Below are 22282 nucleotides of genomic sequence, written 5' to 3'. Positions count from 1 at the left end.
CCCAGGAGAAAACAATATGACTCTGCGTAAATTCGCAGGGCTAGGCGCCCTGTTGTCCATCGTAATGCCCGGCATCGCCATGGCGGCAGACGAAGTGGCAGCGCCAGTCCTCAATTCCGGCGACACCGCCTGGATGCTCACCTCGACAGCCTTGGTGCTGTTCATGACCATCCCCGGTCTGGCGCTGTTCTACGGCGGCATGGTTCGCTCGAAAAACATTCTTTCCGTGCTGATGCAATGCTTCGCCATTACCGGTCTGATCAGCATCCTGTGGGTCATTTATGGCTACAGCATTGCCTTCGACACCACCGGCATGGAGCAGGGCGTCGTCAACTTCAATTCGTTCTTCGGCGGCATGGGCAAGGCGTTCCTCGCCGGTGTCACGCCTTCGAGCATCACCGGCCCGGCGGCGCTGTTCCCTGAGGCGGTGTTCATCACCTTCCAGATGACCTTCGCGATCATCACTCCGGCGCTGATCGTCGGTGCGTTCGCCGAGCGCATGAAGTTCTCCGCGATGCTGATCTTCATGGGCGTCTGGTTCACCCTGGTTTATGCACCGATCGCGCACATGGTCTGGTCCGGTAACGGCGGCCTGATGTGGGACTGGGGCGTGCTCGACTTCGCCGGCGGCACCGTGGTGCACATCAACGCCGGTATCGCCGGTCTGGTCGCGTGCCTGGTACTGGGCAAGCGCAAAGGTTTCCCGACCACGCCGATGGCTCCGCACAACCTCGGTTACACGCTGATGGGCGCGGCGATGCTGTGGGTCGGCTGGTTCGGCTTCAACGCCGGTTCCGCTGCAGCTGCCAACGGCACCGCCGGCATGGCGATGCTGGTCACCCAGATTGCCACCGCTGCTGCGGCACTGGGCTGGATGTTTGCCGAGTGGGTCACGCACGGCAAGCCAAGCGCACTGGGCATCGCCTCGGGTGTGGTCGCCGGTCTGGTCGCGATCACTCCGGCCGCTGGCACCGTGGGCCCGATGGGTGCACTGGTGATCGGTCTTGCCGCAGGCGTGGTGTGCTTCTTCTGCGCCACTACCCTGAAACGCAAACTCGGCTATGACGATTCCCTGGATGCCTTCGGCGTACACGGTATCGGCGGTATCCTCGGCGCGATCCTCACCGGCGTTTTCGCAGCACCGGCACTGGGCGGCTTCGGCACCGTGACTGACATCGGCGCGCAGGTCTGGATTCAGATCAAAGGCGTCGGCTTCACGGTGATCTACACCGCCATCGTCACCTTCATCATCCTCAAGGTGCTGGACGCCGTCATGGGTCTGCGTGTCACCGAGGAAGAAGAGTCGGTCGGTCTCGATCTGGCACAGCACAACGAACGCGGCTACAACCTGTAAGTACGCGCACTGAAAAAATTGCCCGGTTCGCCGGGCATTTTTTTGTCCGGGATTTGTCATTCAAGGAGCGGCTGAAAGGATTTTTCTTACGGCTTTGGTCGTCTTTACGACGAGGCTTTTTCTGCGGGCAATCGCTTACATCGCTGCAGGAATATTAGGGCCTTTGTTTTTTTTCAGAGCACGCTAGAATGCGCCCCGAACGAGCGGAGAACTGTATGTGGCAACAGACTCTGATAACCCTGCGGGCACGGCCCCGGGGCTTTCATCTTGTAACCGACGAGTTGCTCGCAGGCTTGCCTGAACTCAAGACCTGTCGGGTCGGTCTGTTGCATTTGTGGCTGCAGCACACGTCGGCATCGTTGACCATCAACGAGAACGCCGATCCGGCAGTCCGCCGCGACTTCGAACGATTTTTCAATCGCCTGATCCCACAAGGAACAGACGGTTACGAGCACAACGACGAAGGCCCGGATGATCTCCCGGCGCACTTCAAGGCCAGCGTGCTCGGTTGCCAGATCAGTCTGCCGGTTGCGGCAGGGCGACTGGCTCTGGGTACCTGGCAAGGGATTTATCTGGGCGAGCACCGTGATCACGGCGGTGCCCGTAAAGTCCTCGCCACCTTGCACGGTGAACAGGCATGAGCCGCTGCCCGGCAGCGGTAGAAGATTTTTCAACGGCGGCTTCGACAGCCGCCAAAGCTGGTCTATAACTAATCTGCTTTTGGCAAGTCATGAGGTAGAACATGAGCGACGATGATCTGGAAAACGACGACCTCGAAGTAGGCGACGAAGACGAGGCCGAGGAAGGCCTGGAAGCGGCAGCGGAAGACGTTGCCGAAGACGATGGCGGTGACGACACGCCGGCCCCGGCTGCCAAAGGCAAAGCCAAGGCGGCGGTATCGGTCGACGAATTGCCGAGCATCGAAGCCAAGAACAAGGAGCGTGACGCCCTGGCCAGGGCCATGGAAGAATTCCTTGCGCGCGGCGGCAAGGTGCAGGAAGTGGAGGCCAACGTGGTCGCCGATCCGCCCAAGAAGCCGGACAACAAGTACGGCAGCCGCCCTATCTGAGGCGCGTCGCTCGCTTGCTGAAAAAGCCCGCCGTCGCTGCGGGCTTTTTCATGTCTGACATGAATGGAGCAGCCACCAGAATCCCCTGTAGGAGTGAGCCTGCTCGCGATAGCGGTGTATCAGATACATCTAATTGAATGACACTCCGCTATCGCGAGCAGGCTCACTCCTACAGGGGATCTGTGTCATTTCGAGGGAGCATTCCAGCGGGCGATTACCGCTGGCAATTCCGTGAGGCTGCGAATCTCTGCATCCGGCAAGCGCTCCGCTTCCCAGACCTTGCCCGTCGGGTTGAACCACACCGCGCGCAAGCCCGCCTGCTGCGCCCCGGCAATGTCATCGCCGGGATGATCGCCGACATGCACTGCCGCTTCGGCACTTACGCCGCCGCGCTGCAAGGCTTCGTGGAACAGCCGTGCGTCCGGTTTGGCGATGCCGATATCCTCGGCACACAAGGCAAACTTGAAGTAATCCGCCAGCCCCAGCCGGCGTACGTCTGCATTGCCGTTGGTGACCACGCCGAGGGCATAGTGATTGACGAGCAACTCCAGCAGCGGTTCGACTTCGGGGAACACTTCGATCTGATGCCGAGCGTGCAGGAACACTTCAAAAGCCTTGTCGGCCAGATCCGACGCCTCGCCGTGGGCATATCCGGCTTCTTCCAGCGCATGGAACAGCACACGTCGGCGTAGCGCGCTGATGCGGTGCTTGAGGCCTGGTTCGTCCGCCAGCACCCGCTCGCGAATCGACCACAAATGCTCCACCGGCACTGCCCCCAGATTCGACGCATGTTCGCTCAGCCATTCGCGCAACACGGTTTCGGCGCTGGCGATCACCGGAGCGGTGTCCCACAGGGTGTCGTCGAGATCGAAGGTGATCAACTGAATGCTCATGAATCATCGCCTTTCATGCGTTTGGCCCGGGGATGGGCGCTGTCGTAGACCGCCGCCAGGTGCTGGAAGTCCAAATGGGTGTAGATCTGGGTGGTCTTGATATCGGAGTGACCGAGCAATTCCTGCACCGCGCGCAGGTCCTGGGAAGACTCCAGCAAATGGCTGGCGAACGAGTGCCTGAGCATGTGCGGATGCAGGTTCTGCCCCAGCTCTCGCTCGCCAGCGAGTTTGACCCGCACCTGAATTGCACGCGGGCCAAGGCGTCGGCCTTGCTGGCTGACAAAAACCGCATCGTCGGCAGGATTGGTCATGGCGCGTAGCGGCAGCCATTGTTCGAGGGCTTCACGGGCCTTTTTCCCCACAGGCAGCAGACGGGTCTTGCTGCCCTTGCCCAGCACCTGAACCATTCCGTCGGCGAGGTCGAGCTGATCGAGATTGAGCCCGGTCAGCTCGGACAGGCGCAGGCCTGATGAATAGAGCAGTTCCAGAATTGCCTGATCGCGCCGGGCGAGAAAATCGTCCTCGACCGCACCTTCCAGCAGTTGCAGGGCGCGGTCAGTGTCGAGGGTTTTCGGCAGGCGCCGTTCGCCTTTCGGCGGTGCCAGACCGGTGGCCGGGTCGTGGTCGCACAAGCCTTCGCGATTCAGATAGTGATAGAGCCCACGCACTGCCGAGAGCAGGCGGGCGAGGCTGCGCGAGGACTGGCCTTGCGCATGCAACCGGGCGATCAGGCTGCGCAGGCGCTGGATGTCCAGCGCAGCCCAGCTGCCGATGTTCTGCTTGATGCACCAGCCGAGGACTTTATCGAGGTCGCGGCGATAAGCCGACAGGGTGTGCGGCGACACCTGTCGCTCACTGCGCAGGTGTTCGCAGTAAGCGTCCAGTTGTCGTTCCACGGTCAGCGTACCGAGCGCAGCGAGCTGTTGACCCGTGGCAGCACGCGGCCCATGACCTCGGCGATGTAGCTCAGGAACAGGGTGCCGACCGAGCTCTTGTAGTGCTGCGGATCGCGGCTGGCGATGGCCAGAATGCCGTGGATGCCTTGATGGCTGACGGCAACCACGGCGGTCGAGCCGATCTGCTGGCGCTGTTCTTCGCCGAAGAGGAAATCCAGCTCATGTTCACGCAGGCTGCCGCTGACGCTTTTGCCTTCGGTGAGCAGGCCGCCGATCGCGGTTTGCGCGTCGGCGTGGGTTACCCAGCGGCCGACCGGTGCCGGGTTGTCACCGAGCAGGATCAGGCTGACAAAAGGCACCTGGAAATCCTGACGCAGGCTGTCTTCAACACTGATCACCACGTCTTCCAGGGTCGAGGCATCCATCAGCGCGAGGATCAGGCGCCGGGTTTTTTCGAACAGCCGATCGTTGTCGCGGGCCACGTCCATCAGATGCGAAAGTCGATGGCGCATCTCGATGTTGCGATCGCGCAGGATGGTCATCTGGCGCTCGACCAGCGACACGGTGTCGCCGCGTCGGTGCGGGATGCGCAACGACGGCAGCAGCTCTTCGTGCTCGACGAAGAAGTCCGGATGAGCCTCCAGGTAGGCGGCAACCGCGGCTGCCTCGAGGCTCTCGGACGCTGATTCGTCGACTGGTCGGGCGGGTACCTGGGGCTTGTCGGTCATGATTTCTGCTCGCTCAAAGACGCACTTGTCCTTCGTATACACGCACTGCCGGACCGGTCATCAATACCGGTTCGCCCGGGCCGGCCCACTCGATGGACAGACGCCCGCCGGGCAGGTCGATCAACAGCGGCGAATCCATCCACCCCTGACTGATGGCCGCCACCGCCGCCGCACAGGCGCCGGTGCCGCAGGCCTGGGTTTCCCCGGCGCCGCGTTCCCACACGCGCAGTTGCGCGCGGTGGCGGTCGATGACCTGAAGGAAACCGACATTGACCCGCGCCGGGAAGCGCGGATGGTGTTCGATCTTCGGCCCCAATTCATGCACCGGCGCGCTGTTGATGTCATCCACGCGAATGACCGCATGGGGATTGCCCATCGACACGGCAGCCAGCTCGACCGTAGTGCCGTCGACTTCCAGCTGATAGCTGCTGGCCTGGGCCGGCGCCTGGAACGGAATGTCCGCCGGTACCAGGCGCGGCGCACCCATGTTCACGCCGATCTGGCCGTCGTTACGCACGTCCAGTTCGATGATGCCGCCCTTGGTCTCGACACGGATCTGCCGCTTGGCGGTCAGGCGCTTGTCGAGCACGAAGCGGGCGAAGCAGCGCGCACCGTTGCCGCATTGTTCCACTTCCGAACCGTCGGAGTTGAAGATCCGGTAGCGGAAATCCACGTCCGGGTTGCTCGGCGCTTCGACGATCAGCAACTGGTCGAAACCGATACCGGTGTGGCGGTCGCCCCATTGCTTGGCGTGTTTGGGCTGAATGTGCGCGTGCTGGCTGACCAGGTCGAGGACCATGAAGTCGTTGCCCAGGCCGTGCATTTTGGTAAAACGCAGCAGCATGGGTTACTCCGGCAGCAGGCTTTCGCCGGCAAATAGCTCGGCCACGGTTTCGCGGCGACGCACTTCAAAAACCTGATCACCATCCACCAGCACCTCGGCGGCACGGCCGCGAGTGTTGTAGTTGGAGCTCATGACGAAACCGTAGGCTCCGGCCGAATGCACCGCCAGCAAGTCGCCTTCTTCCAGCGCCAGTTCACGGTCCTTGGCGAGGAAGTCACCGGTTTCGCAGATCGGCCCGACGATGTCGTACTTGCGTGCAGCGCTGTCGCGCGGTTTCACCGCCGTGACGTCCATCCACGCCTGATACAGCGCCGGGCGGATGAGGTCGTTCATTGCCGCATCGACGATGGCGAAATCCTTGTGCTCGGTGTGCTTGAGGTACTCGACCTGCGTCAGCAGCACGCCGCCATTGGCGACGATGAAGCGGCCCGGCTCGAACACCAGCGCCAGATCACGCCCGTCGAGACGTTCGCGCACGGCTTTGATGTAGTCGGCAGCCAGCGGCGGCTCTTCATCGCGATAACGCACGCCCAGGCCGCCACCGAGATCGATGTGGCGCAGGTGAATGCCGCAATCGCCCAAGCGATCGACCAGATCCAGCAAGCGATCCAGTGCATCGATGAACGGCGGCAGCGTGGTCAGTTGCGAACCGATGTGGCAGTCGACGCCGACCACTTCCAGGTTCGGCAGATGCGCGGCACGCACGTACACGTCTTCGGCGTCGGCAATGGCGATGCCGAACTTGTTTTCTTTGAGACCGGTGGAAATGTACGGGTGGGTGCCGGCATCGACGTCCGGGTTCACGCGCAGCGAAACCGGGGCGCGAACGCCCAGCTCGGCGGCGACCAGTTGCAGGCGCTCGAGCTCGTCGGTGGATTCGACGTTGAAGCAGTGCACGCCGACTTCGAGGGCGCGACGCATGTCGTCACGGGTCTTGCCGACGCCGGAGAAGACGATCTTGTCGGCGCTGCCGCCAGCGGCCAGTACGCGTTCCAGCTCACCACGGGAAACGATGTCGAAACCGGCGCCGAGACGGGCCAGGACATTGAGTACGCCGAGGTTGGAATTGGCTTTGACCGCGAAGCACACCAGATGCGGCATGCCGGCCAAGGCATCGGCGTAGGCCAGATATTGCGCTTCGATGTGCGCGCGCGAATAGACATAAGTGGGCGTGCCGAAGCGGTCGGCGATGGCGGACAGCGCCACACCTTCCGCGAACAGCTCCCCGCCACGGTAGTTAAAAGCGTCCATGGCGATCCCTTAGTAAACGTCGTGCTTGTGAGCCTTGGATGGCTGCTTTTGCGAAGACTGGGCTTGTTCGGCCGGGTCCTGATCGTCATCCGGCAGGTACAGCGGGCCTTTTTGACCACAGGCCGAAACGAGGCAGGCAACCGCGACGAGCGCAGCAAGGGAAGAGATCAGGCGCTTCATGGCGAAATCCTTGAAAATGCGTTAATTGCGCCGGAGTATACCGGCCACCCGGCAGCTTGCCTATGCGAGGGGGTTCCCGTCCGGCGGGGCTTGCGCAAACCCCTGTAGGAGTGAGCCTGCTCGCGATAGCGGTGTGTCAGGCAGCAGTTATGTTGAATGTGCCGGCCATTCGCGAGCAGGCTCACTCCTACAGGGGGTAGTGTTTGGAGTGCGACAGGTGCTTGGTCGTTAATCTTTGCAATCGGCCGGCAGCGTCCGTATCTTTCGGCGCTTGAGCCTGATCAGACATTTTTGAGGTTGCCGCAATGAGTTTGTCCGAAGCCCGTTTCCACGATCTGGTCGATGAAACCCAGGAAAAACTGGAAGACATATTTGACGAAAGCGATCTGGACATCGATCTGGAAAGCTCTGCCGGCGTGCTGACGGTCAAATTCGAAAACGGCAGCCAGTTGATCTTCAGCCGCCAGGAACCCTTGCGGCAGCTGTGGCTGGCGGCGGTGTCCGGTGGCTTCCATTTCGACTACGACGAAGAAAGCGGGCGCTGGATGTGCGACAAGAGCGAAGAGCAGTTGGGCGAAATGCTCGAACGCATCGTCAAGCAGCAGGCTGACGCCGAATTCGATTTCGAAGGTCTGTGATTCGTGACGGATGCAGCGCCTGTTCGCCCGCCGAAACCGCTTTACAGCAACGTCAGCCCGGCGGTGCCTTCGCCGTGCACGGGCGTCTGTCGACTGGACGAACAGAAAGTCTGTCTCGGCTGTGCACGTCACGTCGAAGACATTCGCGAATGGCGCTCGGCGGATGATCAGCGGCGTCGGGTCATCGTCGCCCAGGCGTCACAGCGCAAGCAGTCCAGTGGGGCGTGACTTGTATATTTTTTGAGCTGTGATAGTGTCCGCGAACGCCTCAAACCACCGAGGCACGGTGAAAACCCCGTCTTTTTTTGGCGGGGTTTTGCTTTTTTTGTGCAGAAGAAAGGAGTCTGCCTGGATCATGACCGCACCTTCCATCACCCTTACCCGTCTGGACGTGCAACGTCTGGAGCGCCTGATCGACAGCCTGAGCGACAAAGATCAGGCTGCGCCGGGCGTGATTGCGCTGCAAACCGAGCTGGACCGCGCCGATACCGTGGTCGGCCACGATGAAGTGCCCGCCGATGTCGTGACCATGAATTCCCGTGTGCATTGCCGCGAAGAAGGCAGTGGCAAGGATTACCACCTGACGCTGGTCTACCCCAAGGACGCCAACGCCGACGAAGGCAAGATTTCCATTCTGGCCCCGGTCGGCAGTGCACTGCTGGGCCTGAAAGTCGGTCAGCACATCGACTGGCCGGCGCCGGGCGGCAAGTCGCTGAAACTGACCTTGCTGGAAGTGGAATCGCAACCGGTCAACGGCGGCGCCTTTCCCGAATAAATCCCTGCCTCAAACCTGTTCGAGCGCGTCGTTCAAAGAGCGCTCCAGGTCCGCCTTGTAGCGCAGATACAGATTGCTTGAACTGTGCCCGTCACCGAGCAGACCCGACAGGTCGAGGTCGGTGATGTAGCAGCGATAGCGCTCGGTCTCGCGGCGCTGCTCGACGATCTCCCGGGCGACCACGCTGAACAGCTGGTCGCCATGTTCCAGTTCGCTGAATTCCCGCTGATTGCAATACAGGGTCACCTGCACTTCGCCGGGCGCGGCTTTGCCGATGATCGCCTGCACGTCGTAGAACGGTTTGTTCACTGGCGTCTGCGGTGCCGGGCGGGTTTCGACCCTGCGTGAGCGTCCCGGGCCTGACAGCTGGTAATACAAAGTCTCGGGACTGCTCGCCGGACCACCGTCCATCGGCAATTGGGCTTCACGGCGGTACTGGATCGATTGCAGAAAACGCTGCAACGGCACCAGCAGGCTCTGTTCGTCGTGGTACGGCAACTGCTGGTGCCACAAGGCATTGAATTCATCCAACACGTACAGCTCGGCCTGCTGTTCGCTGATGCGATAGAACACCTGAATGCATTCGGGCTGACCCATCGGCAGAATCAGCGCCAGGTCGTGATCCTCGAGTGCCATCGGGTCCAGGTGCAGTGGGCTGTAGCGCGGTTGTTCTTCGCCCAGATAATCGAGCAGTGCCGGCAGGGTGGCAAGGGCGACATGGTTGACCTGGCCCGGCACCAGCTCCAGCACGTGATAGTGCTGCTGCACCTGGATCAGGTAGCGGTGATTCAAGGCGCTGAGCAACAGGGTCTGCGCGGTATCGACGATTTCTTCGACGCGGCGGGCAATGAATTGCGCGCGGTTGTGGCAGAAGCAGCGCACCTTCAGCGATGGCTGCACCGGGCCGCGCGGCAGATTGTTGAGGTAATCGCGCAAGCAATCGAGCAGTGCGTGCGGGCCGTCGAAACGATTGACCAGCACTTCGTTCCAGCTGTTGAGCGTGACCTGATCGAGGGTCAGTACGAGGTTTTCGCGCACGCCGGCATAGCTCAACGAGTCGGTGCGCTCGGTGGTCATCAGGATGTTCAGATCGCGATGATGCTTGAGCGGGTCGACGCCGACGTTGATCAACATCAGCACTTCGCTGGGCACAGCGGCACGCAGCAAGGGCTCTTCGGCCAGCGTGGGCAACGGCAGGGCGATGCACTGCTGCAGGCTGCCGAGCAGGTTGAACAGCTCGAACTCGCTCAGGTCGCTGGTACCGGGGTGGAGGGCCAGACGGGTGCTGCTGTCGATCACGCCGTTGCGGTGGCACCAGGTCAGCAGTTCAAGCAGTTCGCGACTGCGTTTGATCGGCGCAAAGTTTTCCCACTCCAGCGCCGTCAGGCTACCGTTGTACAGGCCCCACTGGGTCTGCCCCGGCTCTTTTTTGTTGGGCGACTGCACCAGGGTCAGGGTGTCTTCGGCCAGATCCGGGGCGATGCCGGGGTTGATGAACTCGACCTTGTCGGCCTTGCGCTCGAACGCCGCATAAAGGCGCCGGCCGAGGACATTGAGGTCGCGCTTGTTGATCAGGCTGACGGTCTGTTCGCTGCGGGCGAACTGGGTCAGGAAGCGATAGCTGTAATTGAGTTCGTTGACCAGCGCGCGGCGCTCGGCGCTGACCTGGCGGACTTTCCACTGACTGCGACTGTCGAGCAGCGCCAGTTGCCGCTGATCCCAGTGCCACTCGCTGGCCAGGCGTTCGAGCAGTGCGCGTTGCCAGCCCTGGCTGCGGCTGTTGCCGGTGAGTTTGCGGTTGACCTTCAGATACAACGCGCGACGCACCAGCTCCAGGCGTTCCGGCTCGTTGCGGGCGATGAGGTATTCCTCGATACGCCGATACACGACCATGTACGGGTCCAGCTCATCGAGATCGAGCTGGTTGGCGAACACGGCGTTCTTGAAGCGCAGACTCAGGCACTGCACCTGCGGGTGTTCGCTGGCGTACACCTCGGTCAGCAGCAGCTTGAGCACCGACTTGTAGGGTGACTCGATGCCTTTGAACAACTGCCACAACCCGGCACCGATGAATTCTCCGGGCGGAATTGTCGCCAGCGGGCCGAGATCCAGGGTTTCGTCTGCACGAATAAAGCGTTTGGACAGCAGGGTATGGGTGTAATCGTCGTAGGCCGTTTCTTCGTAAACCGGCACCAGCCACCAGATCGGCGTGCGCCCGGCCAGCCAGATCGCCGTACGATAAAACTCGTCGAGCAGCAGATAGTGCTGGGTGCTGCCGCAGTTTTCCGAACTGAGCTGGGAGTCTCGTTCCCCCTTGATGAATCGAGCTGGGTCGATCAGGAAGAAATGCGCCTCGGCGCCCTGGCTCGCGGCCCAGGTTTCCAGCAACTGGCATTTCCTGGTCAGCTCTGCGAGTTCGCTTTCGCTCAGATCGGGCGCATGGCAGACCCACACGTCCATGTCGCTCTGATCGGCCTGGGCCAGCGTGCCGAGGCTGCCCATCAGGAACAGGCCGTGAATCGGCCGCGGCGGGTTACTGCCATGTCGCGGTTTGTAGGAGAACGAGCGGGTCAGGCGCTGCGCCTCGGTCAGCGCATTGGTGTCCGGCTCATAGTTGGACAAGCCGGCCGGCGTACTGCCCGAGACATAGCCCGGCAGCAGCGGATGATTGACGTGGAAGAACAGCGGCAACAGCGTCAGCACGCTTTGCTGGCGCGTCGACAAGCCTTCAAGGGCGCGGCCGAGGCGGCCTTCATTGAGTTTGAGAAAACGTGCGCGCAGTTGGCTGAGTACCTTGCGGTCGATGCCTTCGTCCAGGTCGGGGCGGATTTCGTGGGTGCGCGTCATGTCAGCTCAAACCGGCTTGCAGGCTCGGACGAAGAGGGTCTTGGAATGGCCGCAGTTTAGCCTCTGCGCGGCAGGACGTTTAAGCTGAATTTGTTTTTTGACGGCAGATTTTTATCGACAGCGTTCGGGCGGGCCCGCGGAAATCCCGTGGCAGGAGTTCCCGTGGGCAAAGTCAGAACAAATCAGGCGGTTTCCTGCTCTCTCAGAATCGTCAGTACGGTCTGCACATTTTGCGCGGCATCGCGGCCAAGGCTGGTCAGATACCCGCCATCAGGCTGGTCGGTGAGTTCTTTTTCGAAGAGGCGTTTGGCGGCGGCTATGTGTTTCGGGGCAGCGGTCTGATGAATTTTCAGACCTTCCTGGGAACTGTCCAGGTTGAAGAGTGCAAGGACTTCCAGTTCGGCAACCAACTCAGGGGTAAGCGACATAAGGACTCCAGACTTTCTAGGAATTGGACGACAGCGCCCCTAAGGTGAACCCGCTGATGCGGCATGTCCAGTGTTCGGATCAGGGATTTTGTCTTGAGGCGAATTCCAGTGTAGTCCGCATAAAAAAGATCGCAGCCTTCGGCAGCTCCTACATGGGATCCGTGTAGGAGCTGCCGAAGGCTGCGATCTTTTGATCTTAATGTTTTTCCGGTGGCAGCTCTGGCAAAGCGCGCAATGCCGTTTCGTACCACTCAGTGTCGAACGGGCGATCTTCATCGAGCATCGCGTCAATCTCGTGGGCAAGTACGTGAGCCATGAGGTTGAGGATTTCTTCGCGCTCGATGCCGACCAGAGTCAGCTTGTTCAACGTCGCCTTCGCCGCCGGCGGGTTATCACTTTCGATCTGGTTCTCGATGGCTTCGATCAGCGTCGCTTCGGTGAATGCTTCTTCGTCGTCATCGTTGACGATATCTGTCGGCTCGCTCATGGCAGGCTCCTCAGGGAAAGGCGCCAGTTTACCCGCATTCAGCGGCGTGATGCTGCTGGCGGGAAACGCCCCGGCGATCTATAAACAGGCACTGCCCACCCCGCACGGCCTGGAGGCTCTGTGATGTTCAAGCTCTACGGATTCGCTGTCAGCAACTACTACAACATGGTCAAACTGGCGCTGCTGGAAAAAGGCCTGCCCTTCGAAGAGGTGACCTTCTATCCGACGCAAACCCCGGAGTCACTGGCCATCAGCCCGCGCGGCAAGGTCCCGCTGCTGGGCGTCGACGCCGGTTACATCAACGAAACCGCGATCATCCTCGAATACCTCGAACAATCACAGCAGGGCACGCCGCTCCTGCCGAGCGATCCCTTCGAACGCGCGCAGGTGTTGGCGATTGCCAAGGAGATCGAGTTGTACATCGAGTTGCCGGGGCGTGCCTGTTATGGCGAGGCGTTTTTCGGTGTGACGTTGCCGGAGGCGATCAAGGAAAAGACCCGGTCCGAGTTGCTGTTGGGCTTTGCTGCGTTGGGCCGTCACGGCAAGTTCGCCCCGTATGTGGCGGGTGACAGCCTGAGCATTGCCGATCTGTATTTCCTCTACAGCGTGCCGCTGGCCTGTGCGGTCGGGCAGAAGCTGTTCGGGATCGATTTGCTCGCTGAGATGCCACAGGCGAAAGCCTTGCTGGAACGGCTTGAGCAGAATCCGCATGTGCAGAAGATTGCGCAGGACAAGGACGCGGCGATGCCGGCGTTTTTGGCGATGATTGCTGCCAAGAAGTGAATTATATAGCGCTCTGAAGAAGGCCTTCGCGAGCAGGCTCGCTCCCACATTGAGTCGGTGGTGAACACAAATTTTGTGAACATCCAGAATCCCTGTGGGAGCGAGCCTGCTCGCGAAGCTTTTAGCTTTTAGCGGCTGGCCAGCAGGGCCTGACCGCGGGCCACTGCGGCTTTGACCTGCGCCGGCGCAGTTCCGCCGATATGGTCGCGGGCATTCACCGAGCCTTCGAGCGTCAGCACGGCAAACACGTCCTGCTCGATCTGATCGCTGAACTGACGCAGTTCTTCCAGGCTCATCTCGGCCAGATCCTTGCCCGTGTCCACGCCGTATTTCACCGCGTGGCCAACGATTTCGTGGCAATCACGGAACGGCAGGCCACGGCGTACCAGGTAGTCCGCCAGATCGGTCGCGGTGGAGAAACCACGCAGCGCCGCTTCGCGCATGATGGCGTGTTTCGGCTTGATCGCCGGGATCATGTCAGCAAAAGCGCGCAGCGAATCGCGCAGGGTGTCGGCGGCGTCGAACAGCGGTTCCTTGTCTTCCTGGTTGTCCTTGTTGTAGGCCAGCGGCTGGCCTTTCATCAGGGTCAGCAGGCCCATCAGCGCGCCGAAGACGCGGCCGGTCTTGCCGCGTACCAGTTCGGGCACGTCAGGGTTTTTCTTCTGCGGCATGATCGAGCTGCCAGTGCAGAAACGATCCGGCAGATCGATGAACTGGAACTGCGCGCTGGTCCACAGCACCAGCTCTTCGGAGAAGCGCGACAGGTGCATCATCGCGATGCTCGCGGCCGAGCAGAATTCGATGGCGAAGTCGCGATCGGAAACGTTGTCCAGCGAGTTGCCGCCGACGGCGTCGAAGCCGAGCAGTTGCGCGGTGTATTCGCGGTCGATCGGGTAAGTGGTGCCGGCCAGCGCGGCGCTGCCCAGCGGCATGCGGTTGGTGCGCTTGCGGCAGTCGACCAGACGCTCGTAGTCGCGGCTGAGCATTTCGAACCAGGCCAGCATGTGGTGCCCGAAGGTCACTGGCTGCGCAGTCTGCAGGTGGGTGAAGCCGGGCATGATGCTCGCCGCTTCACGTTCGGCCTGCTCCAGCAGGCCTTTTTGCAGGCGGGTGATCTCGGCGAGGATCAGGTCGATCTCGTCACGCAGCCACAGGCGGATGTCGGTGGCGACCTGGTCGTTGCGGCTGCGCCCGGTGTGGAGCTTTTTACCGGTGACGCCGATGCGGTCGGTCAGGCGTGCTTCGATGTTCATGTGCACGTCTTCGAGGTCGACGCGCCAGTCGAACTGGCCGGCCTCGATTTCGCCCTGAATGGTGTTCAGGCCATTGATGATGCTGTCGCGCTCGGCATCGGTCAGCACGCCGACCCTGGCCAGCATGGTGGCGTGGGCGATCGAGCCCATGATGTCGTGGCGATACAGGCGCTGGTCGAAAGTGACGGAGGCGGTGAAGCGGGCGACGAAGGCGTCGACGGGTTCACTGAAGCGGCCGCCCCAGGACTGATTGGTCTTGTCAGTGCTCATGAATTCGCTCGTATCGGCTTGAAGAAATGGCGTGAAACGCTGGCGCGGATAATAACAGGGTTGCCAATCCTGTCGCTGACACCGGTCGATAGGTTTTTTCGCGGATGTGTCAGGCATGTCCGGCGCGGTCTGCAAGGAATTTACAAAAGGATATTTTTTGATTGAGCAATATCGTTCCGACGAACGTCTACAGTGGACATAAGGGTCGGTGCGAATGCGGATCATGCAAAGGTCCGGCCACCGACTATAAGAAGAGGGGGCGGGTGAGTTGTACAACGGTCACCCACCGTGAGAAACGCAGGAAACAGTGGGCTCTGAGCGGTACGACCCGGACGCTGGCAAATATTGCTGGCCGACGTACGGCACTTTTTGGCGCTCGGGCTAGTCTTAGCGTGGATCGCGGTGACGGACGTCACTACACCTGTCTACGCTATCCTTGTGCGAGACTCACGCAGGAATCCAGCGCAATATGAATGTCCTGATCGTTGATGACGAACCCCTGGCTCGCGAGCGCCTAAGCCGTATGGTGAGCGAGCTCGAGGGTTACACAGTCCTGGAGCCCAGTGCCACGAATGGCGAGGAGGCGTTAGCGCTGATCGACAGCCACAAGCCGGATATCGTGCTGCTCGATATCCGCATGCCGGGCCTCGATGGCCTGCAGGTGGCTGCCCGACTGTGCGAACGAGAGACGCCGCCGGCCGTGGTGTTTTGCACCAGTCCCGATGAATTTGCCGTGGAAGCCCTGCAGGCCAGCGCCGTGGGCTATGTGGTGAAACCTGTGCGAACCGAACACTTGCATGACGCCCTGAAGCGGGCCGACCGTCCCAACCGGGCGCAACTCTCGGCCCTGACCCGTCCCGCTGCCGAGAGTGGCAACGGCCCACGCAGCCACATCAGCGCGCGCACCCGCAAAGGCATCGAGCTGATTCCGCTGGATCAGGTGGTCTACTTTATCGCCGACCACAAATACGTGACCCTGCGTCACGAAGCCGGCGAGGTGCTGCTCGACGAACCCCTCAAAGCCCTCGAAGACGAATTCGGCGAACGCTTCGTGCGTATCCACCGCAATGCGCTGGTCGCCCGCGACCGCATCGAGCGATTGCAGCGCACACCACTGGGACATTTCCAGTTGTTCCTCAAAGGCCTCAATGGCGATGCGCTGATTGTCAGCCGTCGGCATGTCGCTGGCGTGCGCAAGATGATGCAGGGGCTTTGACCCGGTCGTCACCGGGCTTTTCACTTCTTTTACCCGGCATGGCAGGCCAGGGAGGCCACGCCGTTTTCTGATTCAGGTCAAAGTGGAATTGACTGAGCTGTTATTATCCGCCGTATCTATTCAGTACGGATTGCTCCATGTCCCCTCGCGAAATCCGCATCGCCACCCGTAAAAGTGCGCTGGCCCTCTGGCAGGCCGAATACGTCAAAGCCCGTCTGGAAGCGGCCCATCCGGGCTTGCTGGTGACGCTGGTGCCCATGGTCAGTCGCGGCGACAAGCTGCTCGACTCGCCACTGTCGAAGATCGGCGGCAAGGGCCTGTTCGTCAAGGAACTGGAAACCGCGCTGCTGGAAAACCAGGCCGACATCGCCGTGCATTCGATGAAAGACGTGCCGATGGACTTCCCGCAGGGCCTGGGTCTGTTCTGCATCTGCGAACGTGAAGACCCGCGCGATGCATTCGTCTCCAACACCTATGCAAGTCTTGAAGCGCTGCCGACCGGTGCCGTTGTCGGCACATCGAGCCTGCGTCGGCAGACCCAATTGCTGGCGCGTCGCCCGGATCTGCAGATCCGTTTTCTGCGCGGCAACGTCAACACCCGTCTGGCCAAGCTCGACGCCGGCGAGTACGACGCGATCATCCTCGCAGCGGCCGGTCTGATCCGCCTCGGTTTCGAGGATCGCATCACCTCGGCGATCAGTGTCGATGACAGTCTCCCGGCCGGTGGCCAGGGCGCGGTCGGCATCGAATGCCGCAGCGCCGATAACGAAATCCACGCCTTGCTCGCGCCTTTGCATCACGCCGATACCGCTTCGCGCGTCAACGCCGAACGTGCTCTCAACAAACATCTCAACGGTGGCTGCCAGGTGCCGATCGCCTGTTATGCGGTGCTCGAAGGCGAGCAGTTGTGGTTGCGCGGTCTGGTCGGTGAGCCAAGCGGCGGCAAGCTGCTCAGCGCCGAAGCGCGCGCGCCGCGCGCTGATGCTGAAGCCTTGGGCGTGCAGGTCGCCGAAGACCTGCTCAAGCAGGGCGCCGATGACATTCTCAAAGCGGTATACGGCGAGGCGGGTCACGAGTGACCGGCTGGCGCCTGCTGCTGACGCGCCCTGCGGATGACTGTGCGGCGCTGGCCGAACAGCTGGCCGGGCAGGGGATTTTCAGCAGTTGCCTGCCGCTTTTGGACATTGTTCCGCTGCCGCTCTCTGACAGTATTCGTCAGTCGATCAGGCGATTGTCTGCCTGCAGCGCGGTGATCGTGGTCAGCAAACCGGCGGCGCGGATCGCGGTAGATCTGCTCAAGTGCGAAGGCTCGGCACCGTTGACCATGCCGTGGTTCAGCGTCGGCGCGGCGACCGCAGAGATTCTGCGCGAGCACGGTCTCGATGTGAACTTCCCGGCTGATGGCGATGACAGTGAAGCCTTGCTGCAATTGCCGCGTCTGCGCGAGGCGGTCAGCCAACCCGGTGCGCAGGTGATGATTCTGCGTGGCGAGGGTGGTCGGGAGCTGCTTGCCGAGCGCCTGCGCGCGCTTGGTGCTAGTGTCGAGTATCTGGAGTTGTATCGCCGCGACCTTCCAGCCTACCCGCCAAACGAGCTGCTACGGCGTATCGAAGCGGAACGCTTGAACGGGCTGGTGGTCAGCAGTGGACAGGGTTTCGAGCACCTGCGGCAGATGGCCGGCGATGCCTGGCCGCAGATCGCGCCGTTGCCGTTGTTTGTTCCAAGCCCGAGGGTCGCCGAGCTGGCACGTGCCGCCGGCGCTCAAACAGTTGTGGATTGCCGCGGCGCGAATGCCGCGGCTTTGCTGACGGCGTTACGGGAATTTCCGGTGCCGTTTTCTAATGCAAAGGATGGATACGTGAGCGAAACAGCCTTGCCAAAAGATGACGTCCAGCCTGCGCTCGATGCCCAGGTTGAAACTCCACCACCGGCCAAAGAGCCGCGCCGAGGCAATGGACTGGCGATTGTTGCCCTGCTCCTCGGCGCTGCCGGTGTCGCCATTGGTGGCTGGGGTGTCTGGCAGGTGCGCCACCTGCAGAGCAACACGCAACAGCAGTCGAGTCAGGTACAGGCGTTGAACGATCAGGCGCAGAGTCTGAAGCTCAACGAGCAACGTTTGACCGAGCGCCTGGCGCAGTTGCCCGGTGCTGACGAACTCGCCGAGCGTCAGCGTCTGGTGACGCAATTGCAGGGCGATCAACAGCGCCTCAATCAGCGACTGGAAACCGTCCTCGGCGCCAGTCGCAAGGACTGGCGCCTGGCTGAGGCCGAGCACTTGCTGCGCCTGGCCAGCCTGCGCCTCTCGGCATTGCAGGACATCAGTAGCGCGCAGGCGCTGGTGCAGGGCGCTGACGAAATCCTTCGGGAACAGAATGATCCGGGTTCCTTCGCCGCACGCGAGCAAGTGGCGAAAACCCTGGTCGCCTTGCGCAGCACCGAACAGCCGGATCGCACCGGGCTGTTCCTGCGCCTGGGCGCGCTGCGCGATCAGGTCATCGATCTCACCGAGCTGGCGCCGGAGTACAAGGATCGCGGCGAGTCGCTGCTGGGCCTGACCGCCGACGGCGATGGCGCCAGTCGCTGGGCACAATGGTGGGACAAGGTTTCGCGCTATATCCGCATCGATTTCAACGCTGACAAGAACGTCAAACCGCTGTTGGCCGGGCAGAGCCTGAGCCAGGTGCGCCTGGCCCTGAGTCTGGCGCTGGAACAGGCGCAGTGGGCGGCGCTCAACGGTCAGGCGCCGGTCTACACCCAGGCGCTGGCCGAGGCGCGCGATGTACTCAAGGGCAATTTCAACCCGGACAACCCGCAAAGCAAAGTCATGCTGGAACAGGTCGGCGAGCTGAGCAAGGAACCGGTCACCGTCAAGACTCCGGATCTGACCGGCACCTTGAGCGCGGTGCAGGGGTATCTGGAGCGGCGGAACGTCAATGCCGAAGAATCGGTGAAACCGTTCGCCAAGCCTGCCGCCAACCCGGCGCAGGAGGCGACTCCATGAAGCGCCTCTATGTAATCGTGTTTCTGGTCATCGCCGCGACGGCAGCGCTGGGCCTGGCGATCGCCGAGCATTCCGGTTACGTGCTGGTGGCGTACAAGAGCTTCCGCTACGAGTCGAGCCTGTGGGCAACGCTGGCAGTGATCGCGGTGCTGTGGCTGCTGTTCTGGGGCATCAAGGTGCTGGTCGAGCTGGTGATGACCTCCACCGGGGTGGTCAATCCGTGGTCGCGGCGTAATCGCAGCCGCCGCGTGCAAGTAGCGATCGAACACGGCCAACTGGATCTGGCCGAAGGACGCTGGGCCAGTGCGCAGCGGCATTTGACCCGTGCGGCGGAAGCCGAGCGCCAGCCACTGCTTTACTACCTCGGCGCCGCACGCGCGGCGAACGAGCAAGGCCAGTACGAAGAAAGCGATCGTTTGCTCGAGCGTGCACTGGAGCGTCAGCCGCAAGCCGAGTTGGCGATCGCCCTGAGTCATGCACAACTGCAGACCGATCGTGGCGACACCGATGGCGCACTGGTGACGTTGCAGGCAATGCACGAACGGCATCCACGCAGTGCACAAACACTGCGTCAATTGCAGCGTCTGTATCAGCAGCGTGGCGAGTGGTCGGCGGTGATTCGTCTGCTGCCAGAGTTGCGCAAGGACAAAGTGCTGCCGCCGGCAGAACTGGCTGAACTCGAGCGGCGTGCCTGGGGTGAAAACCTGTCGCTGGCCGCGCATCGCGAAGAAGACGGCACGGTCGGGCTGCAATCGCTCAAGCGTGCGTGGGAGCAGCTGACTTCGGCGCAACGTCAGGAACCGCCCCTGGTGGTCGCCTATGCCGAGCAACTGCGCCAGCTTGGCGCTCAGGTCGAGGCCGAAGAAGTATTGCGTTCGGCACTCAAGCGCAAGTACGACAGTCACCTGGCTCGTCTGTATGGCCTGGTTCGTGGCAGTGATCCTGCGCGTCAGTTGCAGACTGCCGAAGGCTGGCTGAAGGAGCATCCGGCCGATCCAAGCCTGCTGTTGACCCTCGGGCGTCTGTGTCTGCAAACCAGTCTGTGGGGCAAGGCCCGCGATTATCTGGAAAGCAGTCTGCGTGTACAGCGCAATCCAGAAACCTGTGCGGAGTTGGCGCGTCTGCTTGCACAGCTCGGCGATACCGAGCGCAGCAATCAGTTGTTCCAGGAAGGTCTGGGGCTGCTGGACGAACGCCTGCTGGCCGCGCCTTTGCCTGTAGCGGCGAAGGTCTGAAGGGCGGGGGAGGTCACTCCCTCGCGAACTTTCAACCAGTGAAAATTCCTCTTCGTTGCTTCCTTGAGGCAAAGTCCTACAGCGTGCTTCATCGTTTCCTCTCGAACGTGTCGGGTTTTCCCTACACCTGTGGTGAACTGTCGGCAGGCCCTCGCCTTGAAAGGCTGACACGCTTTCCTCTACCGTAACCGTCTGTCTCTACTGTTACGGAAAAGCCATGTCGTTGGCCTGCTCACGCTCCTTGTTCTTCATGGCTTTCATTGCGGGGGCCTTTGCTCTGGGAGCTTCCTATTATCTCGAATACGCGATCGGTCTTACGCCATGCAGCCTGTGCCTGGTGCAGCGATTGTTCCTCACGTTGCTGTGCATCATCTGTGGCGTAGCAGCGGTGCACGGCCCCAGGCGCGTTGGCTTGTGGTGTTACTGGCTGCTTGCGCTGGGCGCCAGTCTGGGCGGCACCATGGCTGCGTGGCGCCAGGTATTGATCCAGAGTGATTCCATGCTGCAGCTGGTCAAATGCACGCCGGCGGTGGAGACCTTCTTCAGCGGGTTGCCGTGGATATGCGCCTTGCAACGGATGTTCAACGGTGGCGCCGATTGCGCGGAAATTTCCTGGACGCTGTTCGATTTGAGCATCCCGGAATGGAGTCTGCTGTTTTTTGTCGGCGTATCGATTCTTGCGGTCTATCAGTTGCTGCGTCTGATCTGGAGCGCTCTGCAACGACCGGTCAGCGACGAAGCGTCGCATCACTCGCTGGTCAGGGATTAAACACTTGTATGAACTTTATCTCCTGCGTACCTTGAAGCCATAGGCGTGCGGGCATAATCTGGCCGGCACGTGTCATTGGATTTATGTTGCTCGATGACGCTCTGCCCGATCGTCCACTAGTCAAATCAGAACAGCGGCGCGGGTGTAGAGCAGCATGACCCACAAGGGAAGAGAGATCGCCATGCTCGAAAGTTGTCAGAATGCTCAGGAACGTTGGGGTGGGGTTCATCTGCTGATCGACCGCTGGTTGCAGGAGCGTGAAGAGCTGATCGGCGCCTACGACAAACTCGGTGCGCAGCCTGAGTCGCTGTCCGAGAGTCGCAAGCCTTTGCAGGAGTTCTGTGGGGTGCTGGTCGATTACGTATCGGCGGGGCACTTCGAAATCTATGAACAGCTGACTGGCGAAGCCAAGGCGTTCAACGACAAGCGCGGTCTGGAACTCGCCGAAACGATCTACCCGCGCATCGACGTCATTACCGAGAAGCTGCTCGCGTTCAACGACCTGTGCGATGAAGGCAAATGCGTTGCAGAGAAATTCAAGGAGCTCGGGGGGTTGCTGCACGAACGCTTCGAACTTGAAGACTGCCTGATCGAAGTGCTGCACACGGCACACAAGGCAGAAGATCCGGTTCAGGCCTGATCCACGACCTTCATGAAAAACGGTGCGCCCGAAAGCGCACCGTTTTTTTATGCCCGATCAGCTCGTCGCACCACGCAGTTCCACCTCAAATACCAGCGGCGTGAAGGGCGCGATCAGGTCGCCGGCACCGTCGGCGCCATAGGCCTGATCCGATGGAATCACCAGTCGCCATTTCGCCCCTACCGGCATGTTCTGCAACGCGGTGCGCCAACCGGCGATCACGCTGTCGAGGTTGAACCACTGCGGCTGGCTGTTCTGATCGAACACGGTGCCATCCGGCAGCTTGCCGACATACAGCACCTGCACTTTTCCGTCGGGGCCGGCCTTGGCGCCATTGCCCGCAACGAGCTCGGTCAGGAGGATGCCATCGGCCAGTTCCTTCACCCCCGGCTTGGCTTTTTCTGCGCTGAGAAAGCGTTGCTCGTTTTCCATCGCGGCGTCGCTCGATTGGCGTGAGGCCTGCTCGGCATTGCGCGATTCGTGGTCGGCGAGAATCTGTTCGATACGCGCTTCACTCAACGCCAGTGGCTTACCCTGATACGCCTGTTGCAGACCTTCGATCAGCGCCTGGATCTGCAATTGCGGCACCTCCTGACGCAGCCGCTCACCCAGGCTGGCACCGAGGCTATAAGCCAGGTCATGAGCATCGTTCGCCGTGGTTTTTTCATCGGCGTGAGCCAGCGAAAAAAACATGTATAGGGACAAAATAAAGTAGCGCGACATGG

At 61.2% G+C, this 22282-nt stretch carries 24 protein-coding genes and 2 pseudogenes; 15 read left to right on the top strand and 11 right to left on the bottom strand.

Annotated features, from left to right (window positions below; genetic code table 11):
- The first annotated feature begins 16 nt into the window (after positions 1-16).
- The 3 genes from J2Y90_RS04995 to sutA all read left to right on the top strand — a co-directional run bounded on the left by J2Y90_RS04995 (position 17) and on the right by sutA (position 2423).
- Positions 17-1354: an ammonium transporter gene (locus J2Y90_RS04995; protein ID WP_024014776.1), complete on the top strand. Its 1338-nt coding sequence runs from the start codon at positions 17-19 to the stop codon at positions 1352-1354.
- Between the two features lie 215 nt (positions 1355-1569).
- Entirely contained in the window at positions 1570-1995 is a 426-nt protein-coding gene (locus tag J2Y90_RS04990; protein ID WP_024014775.1) for a secondary thiamine-phosphate synthase enzyme YjbQ, read from the top strand.
- Positions 1996-2096: 101 nt separating this feature from the next.
- A complete protein-coding gene (sutA, locus tag J2Y90_RS04985) occupies positions 2097-2423 on the top strand; it encodes a transcriptional regulator SutA (protein ID WP_101161580.1) in 327 nt (108 codons plus the stop codon).
- A 185-nt stretch (positions 2424-2608) separates the two neighbouring features.
- Here the strand turns inward: sutA and J2Y90_RS04980 are convergent, their stop codons facing one another.
- The 6 genes from J2Y90_RS04980 to lptM are packed head-to-tail and all read right to left on the bottom strand — an operon-like array spanning position 2609 to position 7215.
- On the bottom strand, positions 2609-3316 hold the full coding sequence (locus tag J2Y90_RS04980) for an HAD family hydrolase (protein ID WP_253497118.1): 708 nt from the start codon (positions 3314-3316) through the stop codon (positions 2609-2611).
- On the bottom strand, positions 3313-4212 hold the full coding sequence (gene xerC, locus J2Y90_RS04975) for a tyrosine recombinase XerC (protein WP_253497115.1): 900 nt from the start codon (positions 4210-4212) through the stop codon (positions 3313-3315). Before xerC ends, J2Y90_RS04980 begins: the two co-directional genes overlap by 4 nt.
- 2 nt (positions 4213-4214) lie before the next feature.
- Positions 4215-4940 carry a DUF484 family protein gene (locus J2Y90_RS04970; protein WP_024014772.1) on the bottom strand — a complete coding sequence of 242 codons (726 nt, stop codon included), beginning with the start codon at positions 4938-4940 and terminating at the stop codon, positions 4215-4217.
- A 13-nt stretch (positions 4941-4953) separates the two neighbouring features.
- Entirely contained in the window at positions 4954-5784 is an 831-nt protein-coding gene (dapF, locus tag J2Y90_RS04965; protein ID WP_041476933.1) for a diaminopimelate epimerase, read from the bottom strand.
- 3 nt (positions 5785-5787) lie between these two features.
- Positions 5788-7035, bottom strand: a complete 1248-nt coding sequence (gene lysA, locus J2Y90_RS04960; protein ID WP_253497112.1) for a diaminopimelate decarboxylase — start codon at positions 7033-7035, stop codon at positions 5788-5790.
- Between the two features lie 9 nt (positions 7036-7044).
- A complete protein-coding gene (gene lptM, locus J2Y90_RS04955) occupies positions 7045-7215 on the bottom strand; it encodes an LPS translocon maturation chaperone LptM (protein ID WP_016772589.1) in 171 nt (56 codons plus the stop codon).
- 305 nt (positions 7216-7520) lie between these two features.
- Here lptM and cyaY point away from each other — a divergent pair, with 305 nt between their 5' ends.
- The 3 genes from cyaY to rnk all read left to right on the top strand — a co-directional run bounded on the left by cyaY (position 7521) and on the right by rnk (position 8628).
- A complete protein-coding gene (cyaY, locus tag J2Y90_RS04950) occupies positions 7521-7853 on the top strand; it encodes an iron donor protein CyaY (RefSeq protein WP_253497108.1) in 333 nt (110 codons plus the stop codon).
- A 3-nt stretch (positions 7854-7856) separates the two neighbouring features.
- Positions 7857-8081, top strand: a complete 225-nt coding sequence (locus J2Y90_RS04945; protein WP_064364658.1) for a DUF1289 domain-containing protein — start codon at positions 7857-7859, stop codon at positions 8079-8081.
- 127 nt (positions 8082-8208) lie between these two features.
- On the top strand, positions 8209-8628 hold the full coding sequence (gene rnk / locus J2Y90_RS04940) for a nucleoside diphosphate kinase regulator (protein WP_024014769.1): 420 nt from the start codon (positions 8209-8211) through the stop codon (positions 8626-8628).
- A gap of 9 nt (positions 8629-8637) precedes the next feature.
- Here rnk and J2Y90_RS04935 read toward each other — a convergent pair whose 3' ends face one another.
- The 3 genes from J2Y90_RS04935 to J2Y90_RS04925 all read right to left on the bottom strand — a co-directional run bounded on the left by J2Y90_RS04935 (position 8638) and on the right by J2Y90_RS04925 (position 12390).
- Complete coding sequence (locus J2Y90_RS04935; RefSeq protein ID WP_253497105.1) at positions 8638-11475, bottom strand: class I adenylate cyclase; 2838 nt, start codon at positions 11473-11475, stop codon at positions 8638-8640.
- Positions 11476-11657: 182 nt separating this feature from the next.
- A complete protein-coding gene (locus tag J2Y90_RS04930; RefSeq protein WP_003229392.1) occupies positions 11658-11903 on the bottom strand; it encodes a TIGR02647 family protein in 246 nt (81 codons plus the stop codon).
- Positions 11904-12099: 196 nt separating this feature from the next.
- Positions 12100-12390 (bottom strand): hypothetical protein, encoded by a 291-nt coding sequence (locus J2Y90_RS04925; protein WP_253497102.1) that lies wholly within the window; start codon positions 12388-12390, stop codon positions 12100-12102.
- 123 nt (positions 12391-12513) lie between these two features.
- On the opposite strand from J2Y90_RS04925, the gene J2Y90_RS04920 reads away from it, so the two are divergent.
- A complete protein-coding gene (locus tag J2Y90_RS04920; protein WP_253497099.1) occupies positions 12514-13173 on the top strand; it encodes a glutathione S-transferase in 660 nt (219 codons plus the stop codon).
- 128 nt (positions 13174-13301) lie between these two features.
- Here J2Y90_RS04920 and argH read toward each other — a convergent pair whose 3' ends face one another.
- A complete protein-coding gene (gene argH / locus J2Y90_RS04915) occupies positions 13302-14696 on the bottom strand; it encodes an argininosuccinate lyase (protein WP_253497096.1) in 1395 nt (464 codons plus the stop codon).
- Positions 14697-15016: 320 nt separating this feature from the next.
- Here argH and J2Y90_RS04910 point away from each other — a divergent pair.
- The 8 genes and pseudogenes from J2Y90_RS04910 to J2Y90_RS04875 form a co-directional block, all read left to right on the top strand.
- Positions 15017-15169 (top strand): annotated as a pseudogene (locus J2Y90_RS04910) (sensor histidine kinase); the annotation flags it as partial.
- On the top strand, positions 15166-15912 hold the full coding sequence (locus J2Y90_RS04905; protein WP_253497094.1) for a LytR/AlgR family response regulator transcription factor: 747 nt from the start codon (positions 15166-15168) through the stop codon (positions 15910-15912). The pseudogene J2Y90_RS04910 and the gene J2Y90_RS04905, both read left to right, overlap by 4 nt.
- A gap of 137 nt (positions 15913-16049) precedes the next feature.
- Complete coding sequence (hemC, locus tag J2Y90_RS04900; protein WP_253497091.1) at positions 16050-16991, top strand: hydroxymethylbilane synthase; 942 nt, start codon at positions 16050-16052, stop codon at positions 16989-16991.
- A pseudogene (locus tag J2Y90_RS04895) lies at positions 16988-17734 on the top strand (uroporphyrinogen-III synthase); the annotation flags it as partial. The gene hemC and the pseudogene J2Y90_RS04895, both read left to right, overlap by 4 nt.
- A 36-nt stretch (positions 17735-17770) precedes the next feature.
- Positions 17771-18913 (top strand): uroporphyrinogen-III C-methyltransferase, encoded by a 1143-nt coding sequence (locus tag J2Y90_RS04890; protein WP_253505059.1) that lies wholly within the window; start codon positions 17771-17773, stop codon positions 18911-18913.
- Positions 18910-20148, top strand: coding sequence for a heme biosynthesis protein HemY (locus tag J2Y90_RS04885; RefSeq protein ID WP_253497088.1), 1239 nt, complete (start codon positions 18910-18912; stop codon positions 20146-20148). Before J2Y90_RS04890 ends, J2Y90_RS04885 begins: the two co-directional genes overlap by 4 nt.
- A 217-nt stretch (positions 20149-20365) precedes the next feature.
- A complete protein-coding gene (locus J2Y90_RS04880; protein ID WP_253497085.1) occupies positions 20366-20917 on the top strand; it encodes a disulfide bond formation protein B in 552 nt (183 codons plus the stop codon).
- Positions 20918-21098: 181 nt separating this feature from the next.
- Positions 21099-21557, top strand: a complete 459-nt coding sequence (locus J2Y90_RS04875; RefSeq protein ID WP_016772602.1) for an Rsd/AlgQ family anti-sigma factor — start codon at positions 21099-21101, stop codon at positions 21555-21557.
- Between the two features lie 57 nt (positions 21558-21614).
- Here the strand turns inward: J2Y90_RS04875 and J2Y90_RS04870 are convergent, their stop codons facing one another.
- Positions 21615-22280, bottom strand: coding sequence for an FKBP-type peptidyl-prolyl cis-trans isomerase (locus tag J2Y90_RS04870; protein WP_253497081.1), 666 nt, complete (start codon positions 22278-22280; stop codon positions 21615-21617).
- Between the last annotated feature and the right edge of the window lie 2 nt (positions 22281-22282).

The organism is Pseudomonas koreensis (assembly GCF_024169245.1).
Classification (GTDB): domain Bacteria; phylum Pseudomonadota; class Gammaproteobacteria; order Pseudomonadales; family Pseudomonadaceae; genus Aquipseudomonas; species Aquipseudomonas koreensis_F.
The sequence above is the reverse complement of the archived record's forward strand: the minus strand, read 5'-3'. Positions and strand labels throughout refer to the sequence as shown.